This is a genomic window from Sporosarcina luteola, assembly GCF_023715245.1.
In the GTDB taxonomy this organism is placed as follows: domain Bacteria; phylum Bacillota; class Bacilli; order Bacillales_A; family Planococcaceae; genus Sporosarcina; species Sporosarcina luteola_C.
Map to the genome: position 1 here is coordinate 967,704 of NZ_JAMBNV010000001.1, position 17,747 is coordinate 985,450.

Annotated in this window: 22 protein-coding genes; 17 read left to right on the top strand and 5 right to left on the bottom strand. The window is 43.1% G+C overall.

Annotation, left to right across the window (positions count from 1 at the left end):
- The first annotated feature begins 3 nt into the window (after positions 1–3).
- The 3 genes from mgtE to M3152_RS04430 all read left to right on the top strand — a co-directional run bounded on the left by mgtE (position 4) and on the right by M3152_RS04430 (position 3,313).
- The gene (gene mgtE / locus M3152_RS04420; protein ID WP_251693983.1) at positions 4–1,377 is read left to right on the top strand and encodes a magnesium transporter; all 1,374 of its coding nucleotides are present in this window, start codon (positions 4–6) and stop codon (positions 1,375–1,377) included.
- Between the two features lie 111 nt (positions 1,378–1,488).
- Complete coding sequence (locus M3152_RS04425) at positions 1,489–1,827, top strand: hypothetical protein (protein ID WP_251693984.1); 339 nt, start codon at positions 1,489–1,491, stop codon at positions 1,825–1,827.
- Positions 1,828–2,332: 505 nt separating this feature from the next.
- On the top strand, positions 2,333–3,313 hold the full coding sequence (locus tag M3152_RS04430) for a nuclease-related domain-containing protein (protein ID WP_251693985.1): 981 nt from the start codon (positions 2,333–2,335) through the stop codon (positions 3,311–3,313).
- Between the two features lie 444 nt (positions 3,314–3,757).
- Here the strand turns inward: M3152_RS04430 and M3152_RS04435 are convergent, their stop codons facing one another.
- Entirely contained in the window at positions 3,758–4,228 is a 471-nt protein-coding gene (locus M3152_RS04435; RefSeq protein ID WP_353056614.1) for a CotY/CotZ family spore coat protein, read from the bottom strand.
- A complete protein-coding gene (locus tag M3152_RS18075) occupies positions 4,171–4,296 on the bottom strand; it encodes a hypothetical protein (RefSeq protein ID WP_353056617.1) in 126 nt (41 codons plus the stop codon). The genes M3152_RS04435 and M3152_RS18075 overlap by 58 nt, the downstream gene beginning before the upstream one ends.
- 134 nt (positions 4,297–4,430) lie before the next feature.
- Between M3152_RS18075 and M3152_RS04440 the strand changes: the two genes are divergently transcribed.
- The 7 genes from M3152_RS04440 to M3152_RS04470 all read left to right on the top strand — a co-directional run bounded on the left by M3152_RS04440 (position 4,431) and on the right by M3152_RS04470 (position 7,617).
- Positions 4,431–4,832, top strand: coding sequence for a YhcN/YlaJ family sporulation lipoprotein (locus tag M3152_RS04440; RefSeq protein ID WP_251693987.1), 402 nt, complete (start codon positions 4,431–4,433; stop codon positions 4,830–4,832).
- A complete protein-coding gene (gene spoVAC, locus M3152_RS04445) occupies positions 4,832–5,287 on the top strand; it encodes a stage V sporulation protein AC (protein ID WP_251693988.1) in 456 nt (151 codons plus the stop codon). The genes M3152_RS04440 and spoVAC overlap by 1 nt, the downstream gene beginning before the upstream one ends.
- Positions 5,281–6,282, top strand: a complete 1,002-nt coding sequence (locus M3152_RS04450; RefSeq protein WP_251693989.1) for a stage V sporulation protein AD — start codon at positions 5,281–5,283, stop codon at positions 6,280–6,282. The genes spoVAC and M3152_RS04450 overlap by 7 nt, the downstream gene beginning before the upstream one ends.
- 9 nt (positions 6,283–6,291) lie before the next feature.
- The gene (gene spoVAE, locus M3152_RS04455; protein ID WP_251693990.1) at positions 6,292–6,654 is read left to right on the top strand and encodes a stage V sporulation protein AE; all 363 of its coding nucleotides are present in this window, start codon (positions 6,292–6,294) and stop codon (positions 6,652–6,654) included.
- Positions 6,655–6,729: 75 nt separating this feature from the next.
- Complete coding sequence (locus tag M3152_RS04460; protein WP_251693991.1) at positions 6,730–6,864, top strand: YjcZ family sporulation protein; 135 nt, start codon at positions 6,730–6,732, stop codon at positions 6,862–6,864.
- A 15-nt stretch (positions 6,865–6,879) separates the two neighbouring features.
- Positions 6,880–7,128 carry a stage VI sporulation protein F gene (locus M3152_RS04465; protein WP_251693992.1) on the top strand — a complete coding sequence of 83 codons (249 nt, stop codon included), beginning with the start codon at positions 6,880–6,882 and terminating at the stop codon, positions 7,126–7,128.
- A gap of 183 nt (positions 7,129–7,311) precedes the next feature.
- Positions 7,312–7,617, top strand: a complete 306-nt coding sequence (locus M3152_RS04470) for a hypothetical protein (RefSeq protein ID WP_251693993.1) — start codon at positions 7,312–7,314, stop codon at positions 7,615–7,617.
- A gap of 99 nt (positions 7,618–7,716) precedes the next feature.
- Here M3152_RS04470 and M3152_RS04475 read toward each other — a convergent pair whose 3' ends face one another.
- From M3152_RS04475 to M3152_RS04485, 3 genes are all read right to left on the bottom strand, one after another.
- Positions 7,717–8,151: a GNAT family N-acetyltransferase gene (locus M3152_RS04475; RefSeq protein WP_251693994.1), complete on the bottom strand. Its 435-nt coding sequence runs from the start codon at positions 8,149–8,151 to the stop codon at positions 7,717–7,719.
- A 3-nt stretch (positions 8,152–8,154) separates the two neighbouring features.
- Positions 8,155–8,670, bottom strand: coding sequence for a YjcG family protein (locus M3152_RS04480; RefSeq protein ID WP_251693995.1), 516 nt, complete (start codon positions 8,668–8,670; stop codon positions 8,155–8,157).
- An 82-nt stretch (positions 8,671–8,752) separates the two neighbouring features.
- The gene (locus M3152_RS04485; RefSeq protein WP_251693996.1) at positions 8,753–9,478 is read right to left on the bottom strand and encodes an alpha/beta hydrolase; all 726 of its coding nucleotides are present in this window, start codon (positions 9,476–9,478) and stop codon (positions 8,753–8,755) included.
- Positions 9,479–9,656: 178 nt separating this feature from the next.
- Between M3152_RS04485 and M3152_RS04490 the strand changes: the two genes are divergently transcribed.
- From M3152_RS04490 to M3152_RS04520, 7 genes are all read left to right on the top strand, one after another.
- The gene (locus tag M3152_RS04490) at positions 9,657–10,211 is read left to right on the top strand and encodes a phosphatidylglycerophosphatase A family protein (RefSeq protein WP_251693997.1); all 555 of its coding nucleotides are present in this window, start codon (positions 9,657–9,659) and stop codon (positions 10,209–10,211) included.
- Positions 10,212–10,372: 161 nt separating this feature from the next.
- Positions 10,373–11,353: a TAXI family TRAP transporter solute-binding subunit gene (locus tag M3152_RS04495; protein WP_251693998.1), complete on the top strand. Its 981-nt coding sequence runs from the start codon at positions 10,373–10,375 to the stop codon at positions 11,351–11,353.
- A gap of 88 nt (positions 11,354–11,441) precedes the next feature.
- Positions 11,442–11,963: a DUF1850 domain-containing protein gene (locus M3152_RS04500; RefSeq protein WP_251693999.1), complete on the top strand. Its 522-nt coding sequence runs from the start codon at positions 11,442–11,444 to the stop codon at positions 11,961–11,963.
- The gene (locus tag M3152_RS04505; RefSeq protein ID WP_251694000.1) at positions 11,956–13,998 is read left to right on the top strand and encodes a TRAP transporter permease; all 2,043 of its coding nucleotides are present in this window, start codon (positions 11,956–11,958) and stop codon (positions 13,996–13,998) included. The genes M3152_RS04500 and M3152_RS04505 overlap by 8 nt, the downstream gene beginning before the upstream one ends.
- Positions 13,999–14,404: 406 nt before the next feature.
- On the top strand, positions 14,405–15,316 hold the full coding sequence (locus M3152_RS04510) for an ATP-binding cassette domain-containing protein (protein WP_251694001.1): 912 nt from the start codon (positions 14,405–14,407) through the stop codon (positions 15,314–15,316).
- A 40-nt stretch (positions 15,317–15,356) separates the two neighbouring features.
- On the top strand, positions 15,357–16,565 hold the full coding sequence (locus M3152_RS04515) for a hypothetical protein (protein WP_251694002.1): 1,209 nt from the start codon (positions 15,357–15,359) through the stop codon (positions 16,563–16,565).
- A gap of 27 nt (positions 16,566–16,592) precedes the next feature.
- Positions 16,593–17,747: a hypothetical protein gene (locus tag M3152_RS04520; protein ID WP_251694003.1), complete on the top strand. Its 1,155-nt coding sequence runs from the start codon at positions 16,593–16,595 to the stop codon at positions 17,745–17,747.

Sequence of the window (17,747 nt, forward strand, 5' to 3'; positions counted from 1 at the left end):
GCCATGACTGTAAATGAAGAACTTCGTGATGAAAGTATTATCGACGAAGAAAAACTGATAAATTCATTGGAACAGCAAGATATTAAAACATTCCGTGATGAATATTTAATGCTTCACCCGTATGACCGAGCTGTTTTCTATGAGAAGGTGGAGCCGGGTCATCGAAAGACAATGTATTACTTCCTCTCTCCGAAAGAGTTGGCGGAGATATTCGAGACAAGTGAAATCGATGAAGATGAATACAAGCAGTTCCTTCAGGAGATGGACACGACATATGCCGCCGAAATGATCTCACAGATGTTCGTCGACAATGCGGTAGATGTCCTGAAAGAACTTGATAAAGCACAGATTGCCAGCTATTTGACGCTAATGAACAAAGAAGCGGCTGCACAGATCAAGTCCCTCTTGCATTACGAAGAGTATACCGCCGGTTCGATCATGACGACGGAATACGTTTCGATTCCACAAAATTCGACGGTGCGCTCCGCAATGACAATCTTGCGGAATGAAGCTCCATCTGCCGAAACCATCTATTATGTTTTCGTAGTAGATGAAGATAACCGTCTGACTGGCGTCGTTTCACTTCGTGACCTGATCATTACGGATGAAGATACGTTAATCCAATCAATTATGAATGAACGTGTCGTCAGCGTCCTTGTCTCGGATGACCAGGAAGATGTTGCAAGGATGACCCAGGACTATAACTTGTTAGCGGTCCCGGTCGTCGATTTCCAGCAGCATATGCTTGGAATCATTACAGTCGATGACGTTATCGACGTTTTAGATGAAGAAGCATCCGATGACTATTCCAAACTTGCTGCCGTATCCAATATGGACTCTTTTGACAAAACTTCGTTTGATGCAGCAAAGAAAAGAATTCCATGGCTGATCATCCTGTTAGTGCTAGGCATGCTGACGGCAAATCTAATCGACTTATTCACGGATACGATTTCGCAAGTCGCTCTACTGGCAGCATTTATCCCCTTGATTGCGGGAACTGCCGGTAATAGCGGAACGCAAGCACTTGCTGTAGCAGTTCGCGGTATCGCGACTCGTGATGTCGAGGATGAAAGCAAGTTCAAGTTGTTGCTGCGGGAAGCAGGCACCGGCCTCATAACCGGGCTCGTTTGCGCGATTTTTGTCGTTGGCCTCATATTCATTTGGAAGCATGAATTCATTATCGCATTACTCGTTGGTGCTGCGATTTTCGTTTCCATCTTTGTCGCGACAATTTCAGGATCGTTCATTCCATTGTTCATGCACCGGATGAAGATTGACCCTGCCGTAGCATCAGGCCCATTCATCACAACGCTGAACGACGTCATCAGCATCATCATTTATCTTGGATTGGCGACAATGTTCATCAGCAGCCTGTGAAGTTGGGGAAGAGAACTTCATTCCCGATAGGCGCATATACTACGGACAAAAGGGGGAATCAACATTTCCTACAATGAACCGTTGCTATTTGTGCAGGGGCCTCCCGTCTATGTGAAGATGACTGTTTTAGAGGAAGAAAGCACCTCCGTATTTAACCCGAACGATGGATTGACGAGGGAGACGATCGACATCTTGCCATCCAATCTAACGGCAAGCCAAGTTGTCAACCCCGTCGTTATGAACAAGTTACGCTATTTAAGTGAACCTTTCCAGAAGCAGGCATATACTCCTCTCCAATTCATCATCGATGGGAATACCGTCAAAGGGGCAATTCAAAAAGTAGAGGATAGCTTTGTGTGGATTGAATCTGAAGACAAGATTACCGAAGTTGAAATAGCAAAAATAGAGGATATCTTATGGCGGGGGCAGCCATTTGACACGAGATCATGAAAACAAGGCAGACCGGAGCTATCGGTCTGCCTTGTTTTTATATGGCTACAGATGGTACATGGGCTCAATTTTTCCGTCAAGGACTCCATTATTCGTGCAAGGGCTCCATTATTTGATTAAGGGCTCAATTAATCGCACAAGGGCTCCATTATTTGATTAAGGGCTCAATTAATCGCACAAGGGCTCCATTATTTGATTAAGGGCTCAATTAATCGCACAGGGGCTCAATTATTTGATCAAGGGCTCAATTAATCGCACAGGGGCTCAATTATTTGATCAAGGGCTCAATTAATTGCACAAGGGCTCCATGATTCTGCGAAGATTCTTCCGGAAAGTTCTTTTTAGATTGTCAAAAGCATTATCTGCGAATTTTCCTACTGGAATTCGAGGAATCCTCCCGCAAGATAGAGATTTTGTCAGGACAAATACGTAGTCATTTCGACAATTTAAGTCAGACTATTCCCAATTACTTCAACTCAAGCTACAATGAGTATGAGGTGATGAAGTGCTAATAAAAAAACGCGAAAAGAATATTGAGATTGACGGATTGATTGCTTTAGAAAAACGAATAGGAAAGGGAGATGTGAATAGGCAGAGAATAGAAGAACGACTTTACAATTTACAAGCGGGGTTTTCCGGAGAAACTCAATACGACAAATACTTAGCAGAATTTAAACCACCTTATCCTCATGCTATTTTGCATGACGTTACACTATGTGACGATGATGTCTTTTTTCAAATGGATTCCATTTTGATTACACCCGCTTTCATCCTGATTTCAGAAGTGAAAAATATCGCGGAAAAAATCATCGTAAAATCAAATCCGCTTCAATTTATAAAGGAATATTCGAATGGAAGACGATTGCCATTGAAAAATCCAATCGTGGAATTGGATAGGAAGATATTTCACTTAGAAAGTTGGTTAAAGAAAAGAAATATAGACATTCCGATAAAGGGAATCGTTGCTTTTGCCTATAATAATGAACTATTAATTGAAGAAACTCCTAGTATGGACATCATGTTTACCTACGAAATTTCCGCACACCTAAGAACATTACCGGTAACTCGAGAGATTCTCAACAAGCCGGAAATTCACCGCTTAGCCAAAAAAATCAAAAGCAGTCATCAAGAATTCAATCCTTTTCCCATGATAAAAAAATACAACATACATCCTGCACATATTAAACCAGGTGTAATTTGCCCTGTTTGCAACAAACTTCACATGATGTGGGAGCAGAAAAGGTGGAATTGTTCACATTGCGGGCACAACGGGAAAAATGACCATGAGCATGCTCTTCAAGATTGGTCGATGCTCATTAAGAACAATATTACAAATAAGGAATTCTGCTATTTTACAAAACTCGAAAGCCGGCACGTCGCCAAAAAGATGTTAGCTCGGTCACCTATAGAACTAAATGGATTCGGTGCAGGTGCAAAATATGAAATCCTTTTGCCATCGTCAATACATGTTAAATCGAAACAATAGTTTGTTGTTTGATGGTCAAAAGCATTTGGCGCGAGAAATGATATCAATTTGAAAGTGAATGTACCCCGCGACATCCTTAGCGCAGTAATATGCATAGCAATTTCTGAATTCATTCACGCCTCATGCTATAAGGGGAGTCACAAGGGCTCAATTAATCACGCAAGGGCTCCATTATTTGAACAAGAGCTCAATTATTCGTGCAAGGGCTCCATTATTTGAGCAAGGGCTCAATTATTCGTGGCAAGGGCTCCATTAATTGAACAAGGGCTCCATTATTTGATCAAGAGCTCCATTATTCGCACAAGGGCTCAATTAATCATGCAAGGGCTCCTTTATTCGATCAAAGGCTCAATAAATCGTGCAAGGGCTCCATTACTTCCATAAAACCGAAAAACTGCCCGATCGGAGTTCGATCGGGCAGAGTCAGCATCACAGGTTATTCTTTCAATCTTCGTCACAATCGATGAAAACGTCTTTTACGCATTGGATAGCACAGAAGCATTTTAGATCAACAGTTACGCAAGTGCCTGTCGCTTCGAAGTTTTCGACTTCGCAAATTGCGTCGAGATCCAATTTGCCGCCTTTGAACAAGTCGACTTTTCTACCTCTGGCATCACGCGGTTCGAGTACTTGGATTGTTGCACAGCAATTGTCGAATATGTTTTGAACTCTGAAGAAAATCGAGAAACATGTTGTACAGTCTCTTCGACCTTGTTCGGAGGTTGCGTTCTCACCATCTTCGAACCTTCTTCTTCTCTTAAACATTGCTTTGAATGGATTACCTTTTTCGTCCAATAGCATAAAGACGCGCGTATTGGCTCGTTGTCTAGCAGGGCTTACAAGGCTACCGAGCGGAGTCAGGAAACAATCAGTTCTGCAATCGTCGCAATCAAGATCGTCGCGAATATCTTGCACGCGCTTAATGGCACGAACAACCTCGCAAATGCAACTTTCGTGGCGCCGTACATCACTGACATCTTCATTTCTTCCACATCCCATTCATTCCACCTCCTTTTCTCAACTCCCTATACCTTATGCACTTGATTGCTCAGGTCTAGGGCAAACATCACGATTGAATAAAAAACTAGTGCGATCACCATACTGTTAAAAAAAGGGGATGGTGGATATTCGTCAATTGATCATGATGCTATGCGTGCTTCTTCTACTGTCCGGATGTATGCCGAATGAATTCAAATTCGAGAACCATACAGAGGAAGACGCAAGCAAAGCGGAAGAGTTATTGAAGAAGGAAAAGCGCGTCAAAGGGGTTGCTGCTCTGTTCCACGAAGATCATTTGCTCGTTGGGATTCGCGTGAAGACCTTTTCCAGGTTCAATAAAAGGAAAATAGCCAGTGAAATCGAAAAGAAGCTAAAGGAAGAATACCCCGATTTAGCAGTTTTCGTTTCTGCGGATAGCAAGATTTTAAATGAAACGAATAAGCTCATCTTGAAAAAAGATGAAAAAGGATTGAAGAAGAAAATCCATCATTTGATATCACTAGCGGAGGAAGAGACATAATGGATAAAGATAAATATGCAAAACTGGAGCAAAAGATCTCGCCGAAACCGCCGCTGCTCAAAAATGTCATTAAAGCATTTCTCGTAGGCGGAACCATCTGCCTTATCGCCCAGTTCATTGCACTTTTCTATATGACCTTCTTCGATTTTACTGAACGGACAGCGAGCAATCCGACGGTGGCAACGATGATTTTCATTGCCATGCTGTTAACCGGGTTTGGAGTTTATAAGAAAATCGGACAGTTCGGCGGAGCGGGTGGGGCAGTCCCGATAACCGGGTTCGGGAATGCAGTCGTGTCAGCGGCGATCGAACATAAGTCGGAGGGCTTTGTGTTAGGAGTCGGTTCTAATATTTTCAAGCTGGCTGGGTCGGTCATCGTGTTTGGCGTCTTTTCAGCCTTCCTTGTCGCGCTGATTAAGACCATATTAGTGAAGATGGGGGTCGTTTCATGGTAATGAAAGGTCTGTTGACATTTCCTTCGACTCCTTCCATAGTAGCGACGGGTGTGACAGCCGGACCGCTCGAAAAGAAAAGCGCTTTTCAGTCGAGTTTCGACAAAATGTATGATGACGAACGATGCGGCATGAAAACGAATGAACAAGGCCATTCAAAACTGATGGAAGATGCTTGTATGATCGCGTTAAGCAAGGTTGATAAGATACCGTCGGATGCTGATTTTTTAGTAGCAGGGGATCTTGTCAATCAGATGACCCCATCGAGTTTCTTTGCAACGACTGTCGGCATACCGTATCTCGGGATGTTTTCAGCATGCGCAACATCGGTCTCTTCTTTACTCACGGCAGCCCTTTTGACAGAGGCAGGGATGTCGAAATTGGCCATTGCAGGTTCATCGAGCCAGCATAATGCAGTCGAAAGGCAGTTCCGTTATCCAATTGAATATGGCGCACAAAAAGGCGCCGCAACCCAATGGACTGTTACGGCTGCAGGAGCGGCGGCCGTTGCGCCATACCAAAAAGGTCTTCCTTCCATAGAATGCGGGACGGTTGGAAGAGCGATTGATATGGGAATGTCTGATCCATTGAACATGGGAGCCGCAATGGCGCCGGCTGCCGCAGATACACTGAAACGGCATTTGACTGGTCATGGGACTTCTGCGGGCGATTATGATTTGATCATGACCGGGGATTTGGCTACGGTCGGTTTTTCAATTTTTAAAGAGCTCGTCAAAAACCAAGGAATAACGGAATTTGGAAACTTCAGCGACGCAGGTATGGAGTTTTACGGAAATAATCCGGATTTCAAGGCAGGCGCAAGCGGAGCGGGATGCTCAGCCGCCGTTTACTTTTCGGAAGTCTATCAGAAAATGAAGGACAAGGAATATAAAAAAGTTCTGCTAATCGCGACTGGTGCGTTGCTTTCCCCAATGTCATACCAACAAGGCGAGACGATTCCGTGCATTGCGCACGCAGTCGAATTAACGATGAAATGAGTGGTCTGATTGTTTTCGATTTACATTACTTCCTTTATTGTCGGCGGGCTTATTTGTGTCATTGGCCAACTGATGTTTGACGTGGCGAAGATGACTCCTGCACATACGCTCTGCACTCTCGTCGTGGCGGGTTCCGTACTGGACGGGTTAGGACTATATGAACCGTTGATCGACTTTGCGGGCACCGGCGCGACAATTCCTATCACTTCGTTTGGCAACGCACTGACCCACGGAGCGCTGGCCGAGGCTGAAAAACATGGCCTTATCGGTGTTCTGACAGGGATGTTTGAAGTGACGAGTTCGGGTATCAGCGCAGCTATCCTATTTGGCTTCATTGCATCGTTTATTTTCAAACCAAAAGGATCCGTTTGAAAAAAACTGTGCAAACGCCCCCTTCTTCCCACCGCTATCTGCATAGGATAGACGGAAGGGAAGGAGGGATTTTTTATGTTCGGTGGATGCTATCCTGGCGGTTACGGCGGAGGATATGGCGGAGGAAGAGGCTCATATGGCGGTTCCACTTTCGTTCTGATTGTAGTTCTCTTCATCTTGCTTATCATTGTCGGCAGCAGCTTTTGCTAAGGGGGAGGTTAGAGGATGAATGATTCGTTTTTCAAAAAGATAGAATCAAAGACTGGCGTTCCAATGGAGGAAGTATTTGCATTGGCAAATGCTATCCAATATGCCGATTTCAGCGATGAGCGGCAAGTGCGGAAAATCGTAAGAAAAGTAGGGCGCCTTGCACATAAGGAAGTCCCGCCGCATATGGAAGATGAACTAGTGAAATCAATCGTCAAAAATGGAAATTCCGTTAATTTGAATGATATTCAGCGTATGATGGGGTGACTCCAAACTACATGTATCTCCTTGTCCATTTGTCCTAGTGAATGAAATACGTTTAACCTATGAATCCGCGGGAAAATTGGTAGGAAGCGACCATTTTTCGGGGAATTGTTGAAAAACATGTTTCATATACTATAAAGAAGGTAAAAGGGTAAGTGAGAATATAATGTATAGGGGTGTGGGAAAATGGGCTATATCCTACCAGTCCAACCGTTGCAAGCCGAAATATACGCAAATCGGATGAATGCAGTGCGCAATAATTTTGCGTATGTCGATCGGGTGGAAAAAGTGAACATGGATCCGGACCTGATGGATAAATTCGATGATTCACTCAGGCAAGAACAGGAGCGGATCATGGAGGATGGGGAACCGGTCATCACCAAGTCCCGCCCTCCATACTTGAAGGGGTTCATTTATCCGAATCCTGCCAACCTATCGCCAGAAATTGCACATCTCGTAGGTAAAGGACTCGCAGTGAACGAATATGCGTAACTGGATGAAGCAATGAATTGGCAATCCAAAAAAAGAGCAGACCTGCAACCGGCAACCGGTTTGCGGATCTGCTCTTTTTCTATTGAATTGACGTACCCGTTAAGGAGTGATTTCCTTTTCCATTGCACGGTGCGGAATATCCGCATCCATGAATTCAGGTGACGTTACGGTATATCCGAGTTTTTCATAGAAAGGCACAGCATAGGACTGTGCGTTCAAAATGATTTTCGTCATTTCAGCGGACTTGGCATAATTTTCAAGTTCATGCATGATCAGATTTCCCAGATGCTTCCCGCGCATTTCTTTTAACACACATACCCGCTCAACTTTACCGATTCCCGGACCAATTTCACGGATGCGCCCTGCTCCGATCGGCTGCCGTTCATCATAGACGATGAAATGGGAAGCGGTATTATCGAACTCATCGATTTCAAGACTCAATGGTACCCCTTGCTCTTCCACAAAGACTTTTTTTCGAACATCATACGCATCTGCCTGTTCTTGCTCGGAACTGGCAATCTTCACTTCAATCAATCTTCAGATTTCCTCGCCGAGGCGGAAAGTTTCATAAACTGTCCATGACCCGTCCTCAAGTTGATAAAGAAGGTGAATGCGATCAATAATTTCGGTATGATCTACACCGAACATCTTAATTTGACCGATAATATCGTCATGCTCACCAGAACCTAGTTTTTGGGCGATTGTAATATGCGGGACGAATGAATATTCAGGTTTTTCACCGAAAAAATCTTCATTCAAATCTTTATGGAGTGATAGGATTTCGTCATTCGGTGTCACTTTAAAGAAAATCGTATTGGTGATAGGTGCAAACGTGCTCACTTTTGACACATTCAATTCAAAGGGTTTATGCTTGCGAACAACCTTATGGATTGCTTCCGCCACTTGTTCGATTTCCTTATCATCGGCTTCAAATACACCTTTGACGGTCATGTGAGGCGTGATAAGCGCATAATGTGGATCATAACGTTTCCTGTACCCATTTGCCAAATCCTGGAGTTTCTTTGAAGGGAAAGCTACAATGCCATATTTCATAATAAAAGACCTCCTCATAAAAAAATTATATACAACTTAAAATAATTATAGCAGAATCATCCACTCTTTGTACTGTTTGGCATTAATCGTATTGAAAGGATTCCTTGATAGCCCTTCGAACGTCCTGTTGCCAATACTTCCATGTATGGTTTCCGTCAAATTCTTCATAGAAGTATGAAAACCCTCTTCTTTTGATCAACTTATTCAATTCTCTATTTGGTGTGAGGAAATCCTGTGTGCCATCCTGAGTCGTTTTCACTTCAGTTTCCTCTTCGCCGATGACATGGTAAATTGAAAAAGAGGAAGGATCTTTCAAGGCTTCCACCTTCTCCATCACATACTCATCGACATAGGGGGAATGAAGAATCACCTTGCCAAAGCAGTTCGGATATTTCAAAGCTGTCAATAGCGAAATCGTCGCCGCCAACGAATCGCCGATTAACCCCCTGCCGGCGCCGACTTGGTACGTAGGGTAATTCTCATCGATGTAAGGAACTAGCTCATGCGCTAGGAAACGGATATAATCCTCATGCCGGTCGCCTTCCGGATGATACATTCTTCTGCGTTCCTCTACACTCTTATACGGTATGCCGACGACAATCATATTATTGATGTCGCCTTCGTAAACTAATTCGTCCACTACCCGGCCGATCCTTCCATATTGAAAATAATCCTTCCCGTCGGAAGCGATGAGAACTGAATACTTGTATAATGGTGAATACTGATGTGGCAGGTGGATAAGAAGTTGCATATCCTCATCTAGCGCCTTGCTGTAAAATGTAATCTCTTCAATTTTTCCGTATTCCATCCGCAAGTCCTCCCAGTTGTATGATGTAAGAAGATTGTAACATAAGCGAATGTACAGGTATAATGCTCAATAGCCCGATACATGTGAAAAGAAACAGTCGCAAGATTGAAAAACATCCTAAAGGCTGCCGTCATATTATACGTGACGGGAGAAGTATAGAAAGAGGAGGTAGTGATAAATGTTCACTGGAAAAAACATTGTCCATTCCGATGTCGTAGCAAAAGCTACAAAAGAGGCATTAATCCGAAGAGGCGTCACATTGGAGGATATCGCTAAAATCGTTTACGAAATGCAAGTCCCTTACAATGAAGGGCTGGACCTAGCCGAATGTGTAGATTCAGTCGAAAGAGTGTTGCGGAAGAGGGAACTTCAGCATGCGATCCTCGTTGGAATCGAATTGGATGAGCTTGCTGAACAAGGGAAGCTATCAGCGCCGCTCCAACAAATTGTCACATCTGACGAAGGGCTGTTTGGTGTAGATGAAACAATCGCGTTAGGGGCAGTCTTCACATATGGGTCCATAGCTGTAACGACATTCGGTCATCTTGATAAAAATAAAATTGGCATTATTAATGAGCTGGATACGAAAAAAGGAAATGGCGTCCATACTTTTCTCGATGATCTTGTCGCCAGCGTCGCGTCATGTGCCGCTTCACGTCTTGCCCATCGGAAAAGGGATTTGGATGAAGCAGGCATGACTTATCTGGATGGACACCCGAAATATGATAAATGATTATTTTAGTGGAATATGAATGTATTCCACTTTCTTTTTTTGTAATGAAATCGCTTGCAAGTTACTGAAAATTTCTAAGAAGGATTGACAAGCGAATGACCAGTCGTGGTAGAATAGGTGTTAAGTTGCAAAACTACTAGACATAAGGGGAGAATGAAACTATGAATAAAAAGAGATTTCGCGTTCTTGCATTCATTTCGATGATTGCACTGCTTGTCCTTTCGGCGTGTAACTCGGGTGATTCCAGCAAGGGGTCCGATTCCGGCAAAACAAAAGAAGATTATGATTTCCTAAGCGTTTTGACAGGTGGTACGCAAGGTACATATTACGCACTTGGCGGAGCACTTGCAGATATCATCTCTCAGGAAACTGGCGTTAAAACGACAGCTGAAGTTTCGCAAGCATCTGCAGCGAATATGACAGCATTGAAAGACGGCAGCGCTGAAATCGCTTTCGTACAAACGGATATCGCTTACTATGCATCAAAAGGTGAAATGATGTTTGACGGAGAAGTCATCGACAACGTTTCAGCAATCGGTGCTCTTTATCCTGAAACAGTTCAGTTGGTAACATTGGAGAAAAACGGCATCAAATCATTCGAAGACTTAAAAGGTAAAAAGGTTTCGGTTGGAGCACCTGGTTCCGGTACGTATGCGAACGCAGAGCAGCTTCTTGAAATCCACGGATTGTCAATGAAAGATATCCAGGCGCAAGACTTGGATTTCGGTGAATCACAAGAGAGCTTACAGGCTGGACAAATTGACGCTGCATTCATCACTGCTGGTACACCAACTGGAGCGGTTGAAGGTTTGAACGCTGTCGCTCAAGTTTATATCGTGCCTGTATCTGAAGATAAAGCTGACGAATTGATCTCGAAATATCAATACTATGCAAAAGAAGTCATTCCTGCAGGAACTTATGGAATTAAAGAAGATACGCCGACTGTATCTGTCGGGGCAATGTTGATCATCCAAAATGACGTGCCTGAAGATCTTGCTTACGAAATAACAAAAGCGATCTACGACAATGCATCAAAGCTTACGCATCCAAAAGGCGCATTGATCAAAGCGGAAACAGGTCTTGACGGTATCGGGATCCCTGTTCACCCAGGCGCTCAAAAATACTTTGACGAAAAGAAATAATTGAATACAAATCAATAGTAGAACGGGGCGGTGAAGCTTTATGCTTCAGCCGTCCCATTCTTCATTGCTACCGGAAAGGGAGAATAGGATGAAAAGGAAGAAAGTGATCCTCCCCATTCTGCTATCTGCATTATTGGTCGCCTTCGTCTCTCTATTCCTGCCGATACATAAGGTGTTCACCTTCACTGAATATCGTACTGAGCATCCGCAAACCTATTATCTCAAGATGGGGGATGACCGGGAGTTTCAAATTCGATATGTACACTCCATTTTTCTGACTGATGTCATTGAGTCCTACCGGGTCACTGATCAACACGCTATCCAATCACTGTCCATGCAATACGAGGATGTTGGGATCGGCTTGCCAGGGTATGCCGAAGAAGGAGAGTCATTGTCAGTCAAGGATGGAATGTATACGCTTACTTATGATGACAATATTATTCAATCATTTGTCCTCTTTGTTGGGGATGTGAATGCAGATTTAGCTTTCCGGTATAAAGGGCATGAAGTGAACTTGAAAAGCTATTTGACTAGAGGAAAATCGTACACATTTCGTGTGCAGCGCCAATCATTCTACCAATTGTTGAAAGGAGTAAATTTGAATGGCTAAAAATAAGAATCGGGAAGAAGCTCAGCAAGAGTCCCAACTTGATAACAATGAAATGCTTACAGAAGAACAGCAACTAGAAATCCTTCAGAAGTACGATCCCGAATCGAATACACGGAATGTGAAAGGGATTTTCAAAATCCTCGTCTTTGCAGGATTGCTTTCATTCTCTTTATTCCAACTTTACACATCGATCGGAACGCCGTTCACTGCGTATATTCAGCGTTCCATTCACTTAGGATTCGCTCTCTCGTTAATATTCCTGTTATTCCCGGCAATTAAAAAACCGGGCGTCAAGAGGGATAAAGTGCCTTTCTATGATGTCATCCTATCATTGCTAGCCATTGCTGTCGGTTTATACTGGCCGCTATTCTACGGAGATCTCGTCTTCCGTGTTGGAAGGGTATCAGACATTGATCTTATCATCGGAGTCATCGCGATTCTGTTGACATTGGAGGCAGCGAGACGTGCTGTCGGCTTGCCGATTACGATCATTTCGACTGTTTTCTTGATCTATGCTTTTTACGGCAGATATTTCCCGGGCTTCCTTGCCCATCGCGGTCAAGACTTGAAAAGCATTGTACAGCTTATGTTTTACACGACTGACGGAATTTTAGGAACACCGATCAGTGTATCTGCAACGTTCATTTTCGTATTCCTATTATTCGGTGCATTCCTCGTGAAAACCGGTGTCGGGAACTACTTCAATGACTTGGCTGTCGTCCTCGCAGGCCGCTTGACAGGTGGACCCGCCAAGGTTGCAATCTTCTCAAGTGCGTTGCAAGGGACGATTTCAGGCAGCTCAGTAGCAAACGTTGTCGGATCAGGCTCCTACACGATTCCGATGATGAAAAAGCTCGGCTACCGTAAGGAATTTGCCGGCGGCGTTGAAGCTGCTGCCTCTACAGGCGGGCAAATCATGCCACCAATCATGGGAGCTGCGGCTTTCTTGATGGTTGAATTCATCGGCGGTATTACGTACTGGGAAATTGCCAAAGCGGCAGCAATTCCTGCACTGCTTTATTTCACGGGAATTTGGATCATGACCCATTTCGAGGCGAAGCGTGTCGGTCTGGAAGGCATGTCGCCTGATCAGATGCCTGATCGAAAGGCGACTCTGAAAAAGATCTACCTACTCTTGCCGATTTTAGGGATCATCCTATTCCTGTTGTTGGGGATTCCAACAATGAAGGCTGCATTATTGGGGATTGTCCTAACATTAGTTGTCAGCTTCTTTGATAAATCTACACGGCTTGGAGCGAAAGATATCATCATGGCACTTGTTGACGGTGCTCGTACTGCATTGGCAGTTGCCGCGGCGACTGCTTGTGCGGGTATCATCGTCGGCGTCGTCGTGAAAACTGGATTGGGGCTCAGCCTTGCAAACGGTCTCGTTTCCGCTGCAGGCGGGAACATCCTATTAACGCTTATCTTCACGATGTTCGCAGCGCTAGTCTTAGGGATGGGTTCACCGACAACGGCGAACTATGTTATTACATCGACAATTGCCGCACCAGCTATCATTCTATTGCTGATGGGCGGTGAAATGGGAGCAGGTACTACTGTTCCGGTTGTTGTCGCAATCTCTGCTCACTTGTTCGTGTTCTATTTCGGAATCATCGCGGATATTACACCGCCTGTTGCTCTCGCAGCATTTGCCGCATCGGGCATATCCGGAGGGGATCCGATCAAGACGGGTGTCGTCTCTGCGAAGCTTGCCATCGCGGCATTCATCATCCCGTATATGTTCGTCTTCAATCCGGCCATGCTCATGATCGATTCCAGTCTATTTGAAATCTTATGGGTCACCTTCTCCGCCATCGTCGGAATGATTGCGATCGGAGCGGGGATGATCGGCTATTGGTACCGAAAATGCAATTGGATTGAACGCATCCTTGCTGTCGTAACGGGCTTATTATTGATATATCCAGAAACAATTACGGATATCATCGGGTTGGTCCTATTCGCCATCCAAGTGGCCATCCAATGGAAAACGAAAGATAACCAACCGAAAAATAAAACAGCAGTCGCTTCATAATAATTAAAAGGCTGTCGCAGTTGTCAACTAGACAAATGCGACAGCCTTTTCCATTGTCAAGAACGCATAACTCGCCGTAAACACGCATAAACCTCGCAATCAACGCATAACTCGTCGCAACTACGCATAAACTCCACAATCGACGCATAACTCATCACAAACACGCATAAACTCCGTCATTTACGCATAACTGCCTCAATACATGCATTTATACTGTCGTCTTAGACTCCCAAGAGGAATAAAAGCAAAGTAATCATGAAGTGGTAGTGGAAAGGAAATTATCAAATCAATTAAAAGTATACGTACTATTGAAATATTACAAAAACATCATTATAGTAGAAGAGAGCAACAAAAAATGGAAAAAATACTACCTACTTTTAAAAGTATCTGAAAGGCGGAAGAATAGATGCTTAAATTATCAAATGTGTCAATTGCATATAATGACAAAGCTGTTCTCGATAATCTGGATTTAACAGCGAATATAGGAGAGATCATCGGTGTGGCGGCTCCGAACGGAACGGGGAAATCGACAATGTTCAACGTGATGGCGAACTTTGTGAAACCCAATTCGGGTCATGTAATATTTGACGGTAAATATGCATACCGAAATGAAAAAGAAGAGCTGTTGATCCATAAACGGTTGTGCACGTTCCCTGAACAGAAGGATCTCTTCGAGGAATTATCCGGAGTGGATCACCTGAAACTATATGCAAATATGTGGAAGGGAACGGCAAAGCATGTCCCCGAGGTCATCGAGCGTCTCCATATGGGCAATTATGTGAAAAGGAAGGTCCGTACATATTCATTAGGGATGCGGCAGCGTCTGTGCTTTGCAATGATGGTGGCCGCAGATACACCCGTTATGCTAATGGACGAAGTGATGAATGGACTTGATGTGGATAATGTCGCTTTGCTGTCCGAGTGCTTAATGGAAATGAAGAAGGATAAGCTCATTTTTGTTGCTTCGCATTTACTCTCCAATCTGGATCTATATGCGGATCGAGTCCTTTTTTTGAAAGATGGAAAGTTTGTACATGAACATCGATTTACCGGCGAAAATGATGTTTTTCTTAAAATAGAGATAGCACCAGAACAATACGAGGCGATGAAAGGAAAAGTGAAGCTTCCACAAGGCTATATGTATATAGCAAAACACTTGTTATGCATTCCTCTAAAGGGAATGCGCGAGTCCGAACAGACAAAGTGGATAGAACGGATGCTGGATTATAACGAAAAAGAAATGACGGTCGGTCCATTGGGGACGGTGGAATACTATGATAAGTACTATTCGAAGAATGCCTATTGTTATGGTAAATAAATGAAAAATCAATACTTTACGACCAAAAGGGGAAGCTTTGATGAATCGAAATTATTTGAAGCACGAATTTCTGATTACAGCAAGAAGCAGGCGCAACATTCCATTTATAGTATTCATCGGTGTATTGCTGCTGAGTTATTGTCTCATTCTGCTGCCGAACGAAGAAACAAAAGAAACGTATAATCCTGAAGAGGTTCGGAATTATTTAACGGATCTCGAAGTTGAGCAGAAATTTAGGGAAGAGAAGGGCAATACCGGCATTGTCCACTTTACAGGTATGCCTGTCTATTCCATGAACGCATATTATTATAAACTGAATCAAGCTTTGCTGACGGCGTATGAGGACAAGAACTATCATCGATTTCTTTATTTAAGAAACTTTTCACTACTAGGGAATGAATATGAATATACATCAGATGAAAAACTTTTCGCGCTATCCCCTTATCCAGGAAAGGATCGCTCCCATTTATATAAGCAAACGATGATGCGATTTGAGGATTATTTAACGAATGATTATCCAATTACATATGGTTTGATGTATGAAAAGACCGGGTTGCAAGCACTGCAAAAATTCCTGCAAACAAATGGCATCCTATTCCTCTTGTTTTGTGCAATCTTTTTCAGTAGTGATATGTTATCGAGGGATCGCAAAAATCGGTCAGTTCTGCAAGGAATCCCATTATCCTGGTATCGCCAATTGAACTTAAAATCACTTTCGGCTTTCTTCTATTCGTTGCTCATTAGTAGCGGAATTCTTGTTGTAGGGGTTGTCGTCATGAGCATGCAATTCGGTTTTGGCTATCTTAATTTACATGTGCCGATCATGATTGCACAACAGACCTTTACAATTGAGGATTATGATGTCATTTCAATTGCTGTCTTTTTAGGGAGAACATTGATAGTCGTTCCACTAGTAATCTTCCTCTTTATACGTTTGAACGCCATTTTGGGTCTTCTGTTTAATAATGAATGGCTCGTTCTGCTAGTCAGCAGTTTACTTCTCTTCTCGGACCGCCTTTTCGTTTCTAGGACGACAAGGGAGATATTCGGAAAAGACATTAGCTTCTTTCCTCAAACGTATTTCGATTTCGGGAAAATTGTAAACGGGGATAAGAACTTTCTATTGAATACAGAGACGATTACCTATATGAAAGGTATTTTCGTGTTGCTCATCACGATTGCCGTGATTGAACTCGTGCTTTTCATTCTCTCAAAGATCATTAACAAACGACGTTTCTATTTTGCATAAAAATATGTAACGAGGAAGGACATAATTATGTTTTGGAAGTATTTATTATTTGAATCAAAACTATTGCTCCATAATCGGAAAAATTGGTTGCTTGGAATTGGCCTTATCCTGTTTTTCCCTTTGTACTATTCCCAATACAGCCAAATAGACATCAAAGACATGCAAAAGCTGAAAAACGAGGAAGCGCAGCATTTTCATACAGTGTTCAATGCGTTTCCTGAAGAACTGAGGGAAACGGTTGAGGGGGAGGCAATTTATTATAATTTGACCCAACAATCTTCTTTAATCAATATGCAAAGGTTTTATTTGTGGAAAAAAGATGATTATGACAAGTATATTGAAGACGGCCTCAAGTTGAACGAATTACGTCTTGAATTACACGAGTTGGGGAATAAAGGAATCCATCCTAACTATGTCATACCAAAGGATGTCATTCAAAAAGAACTAGCGATATTACGCTATTACAAAATTCATAAATTGCCACTTGTTCCAAATCCCTTTGTAGCAAGCAATTACTTGCCGATTGCGTTGAACTTGATCAGCGGGCTGCTATTTTGTCTATTTGTTTTAATCATCGGAAGCAGTATGTTGCTAAATGACCAGCAACATCGATCCGTTGTAGGCGGTTTCCCGATATCATTTATGCAAAAGGTAAGCGGCAAGGTAGCTATCCATTTGGTACAAGTACAGCTGTTCCTTGTACTTGGCGTACTCATCGGAGGCTATTATGTTGCTCAAAAAACAGAGTGGGGAAATTTCATGACGCCCGTTCTTATTTATCGAGAAATGGATTTTGTCGCTGTGTCGACATTCAGGTACGTAACTTACATGTTCATCGCATTTGCGTTGATTGCGTTGTTCCTTTTACTTGTATTTGTTCTCATTAATGTCGTGACGAAGAATTTATACGCGACAATTTTGTCGATGATTGTCATTTTACTGCTGCCTGACCTCATAAGTGTTGCAGGCTTGAAATTTAATTGGCTCTATCCATTGAAATTTCTTGATATCAGCTCCGTATTGAATGGAACCGCGGCTATGGAATTCGGTAATGATAAGTTGGACTTCAAACATTCGTATAGTTGGTTAGTTGGACTTAATCTATTAGCTGCAGCTGTTCTATACGGACGGAATAAGCTGCTATACATCCGAAGAGGGGAAGTCGCTTTAAAACCAAACTGA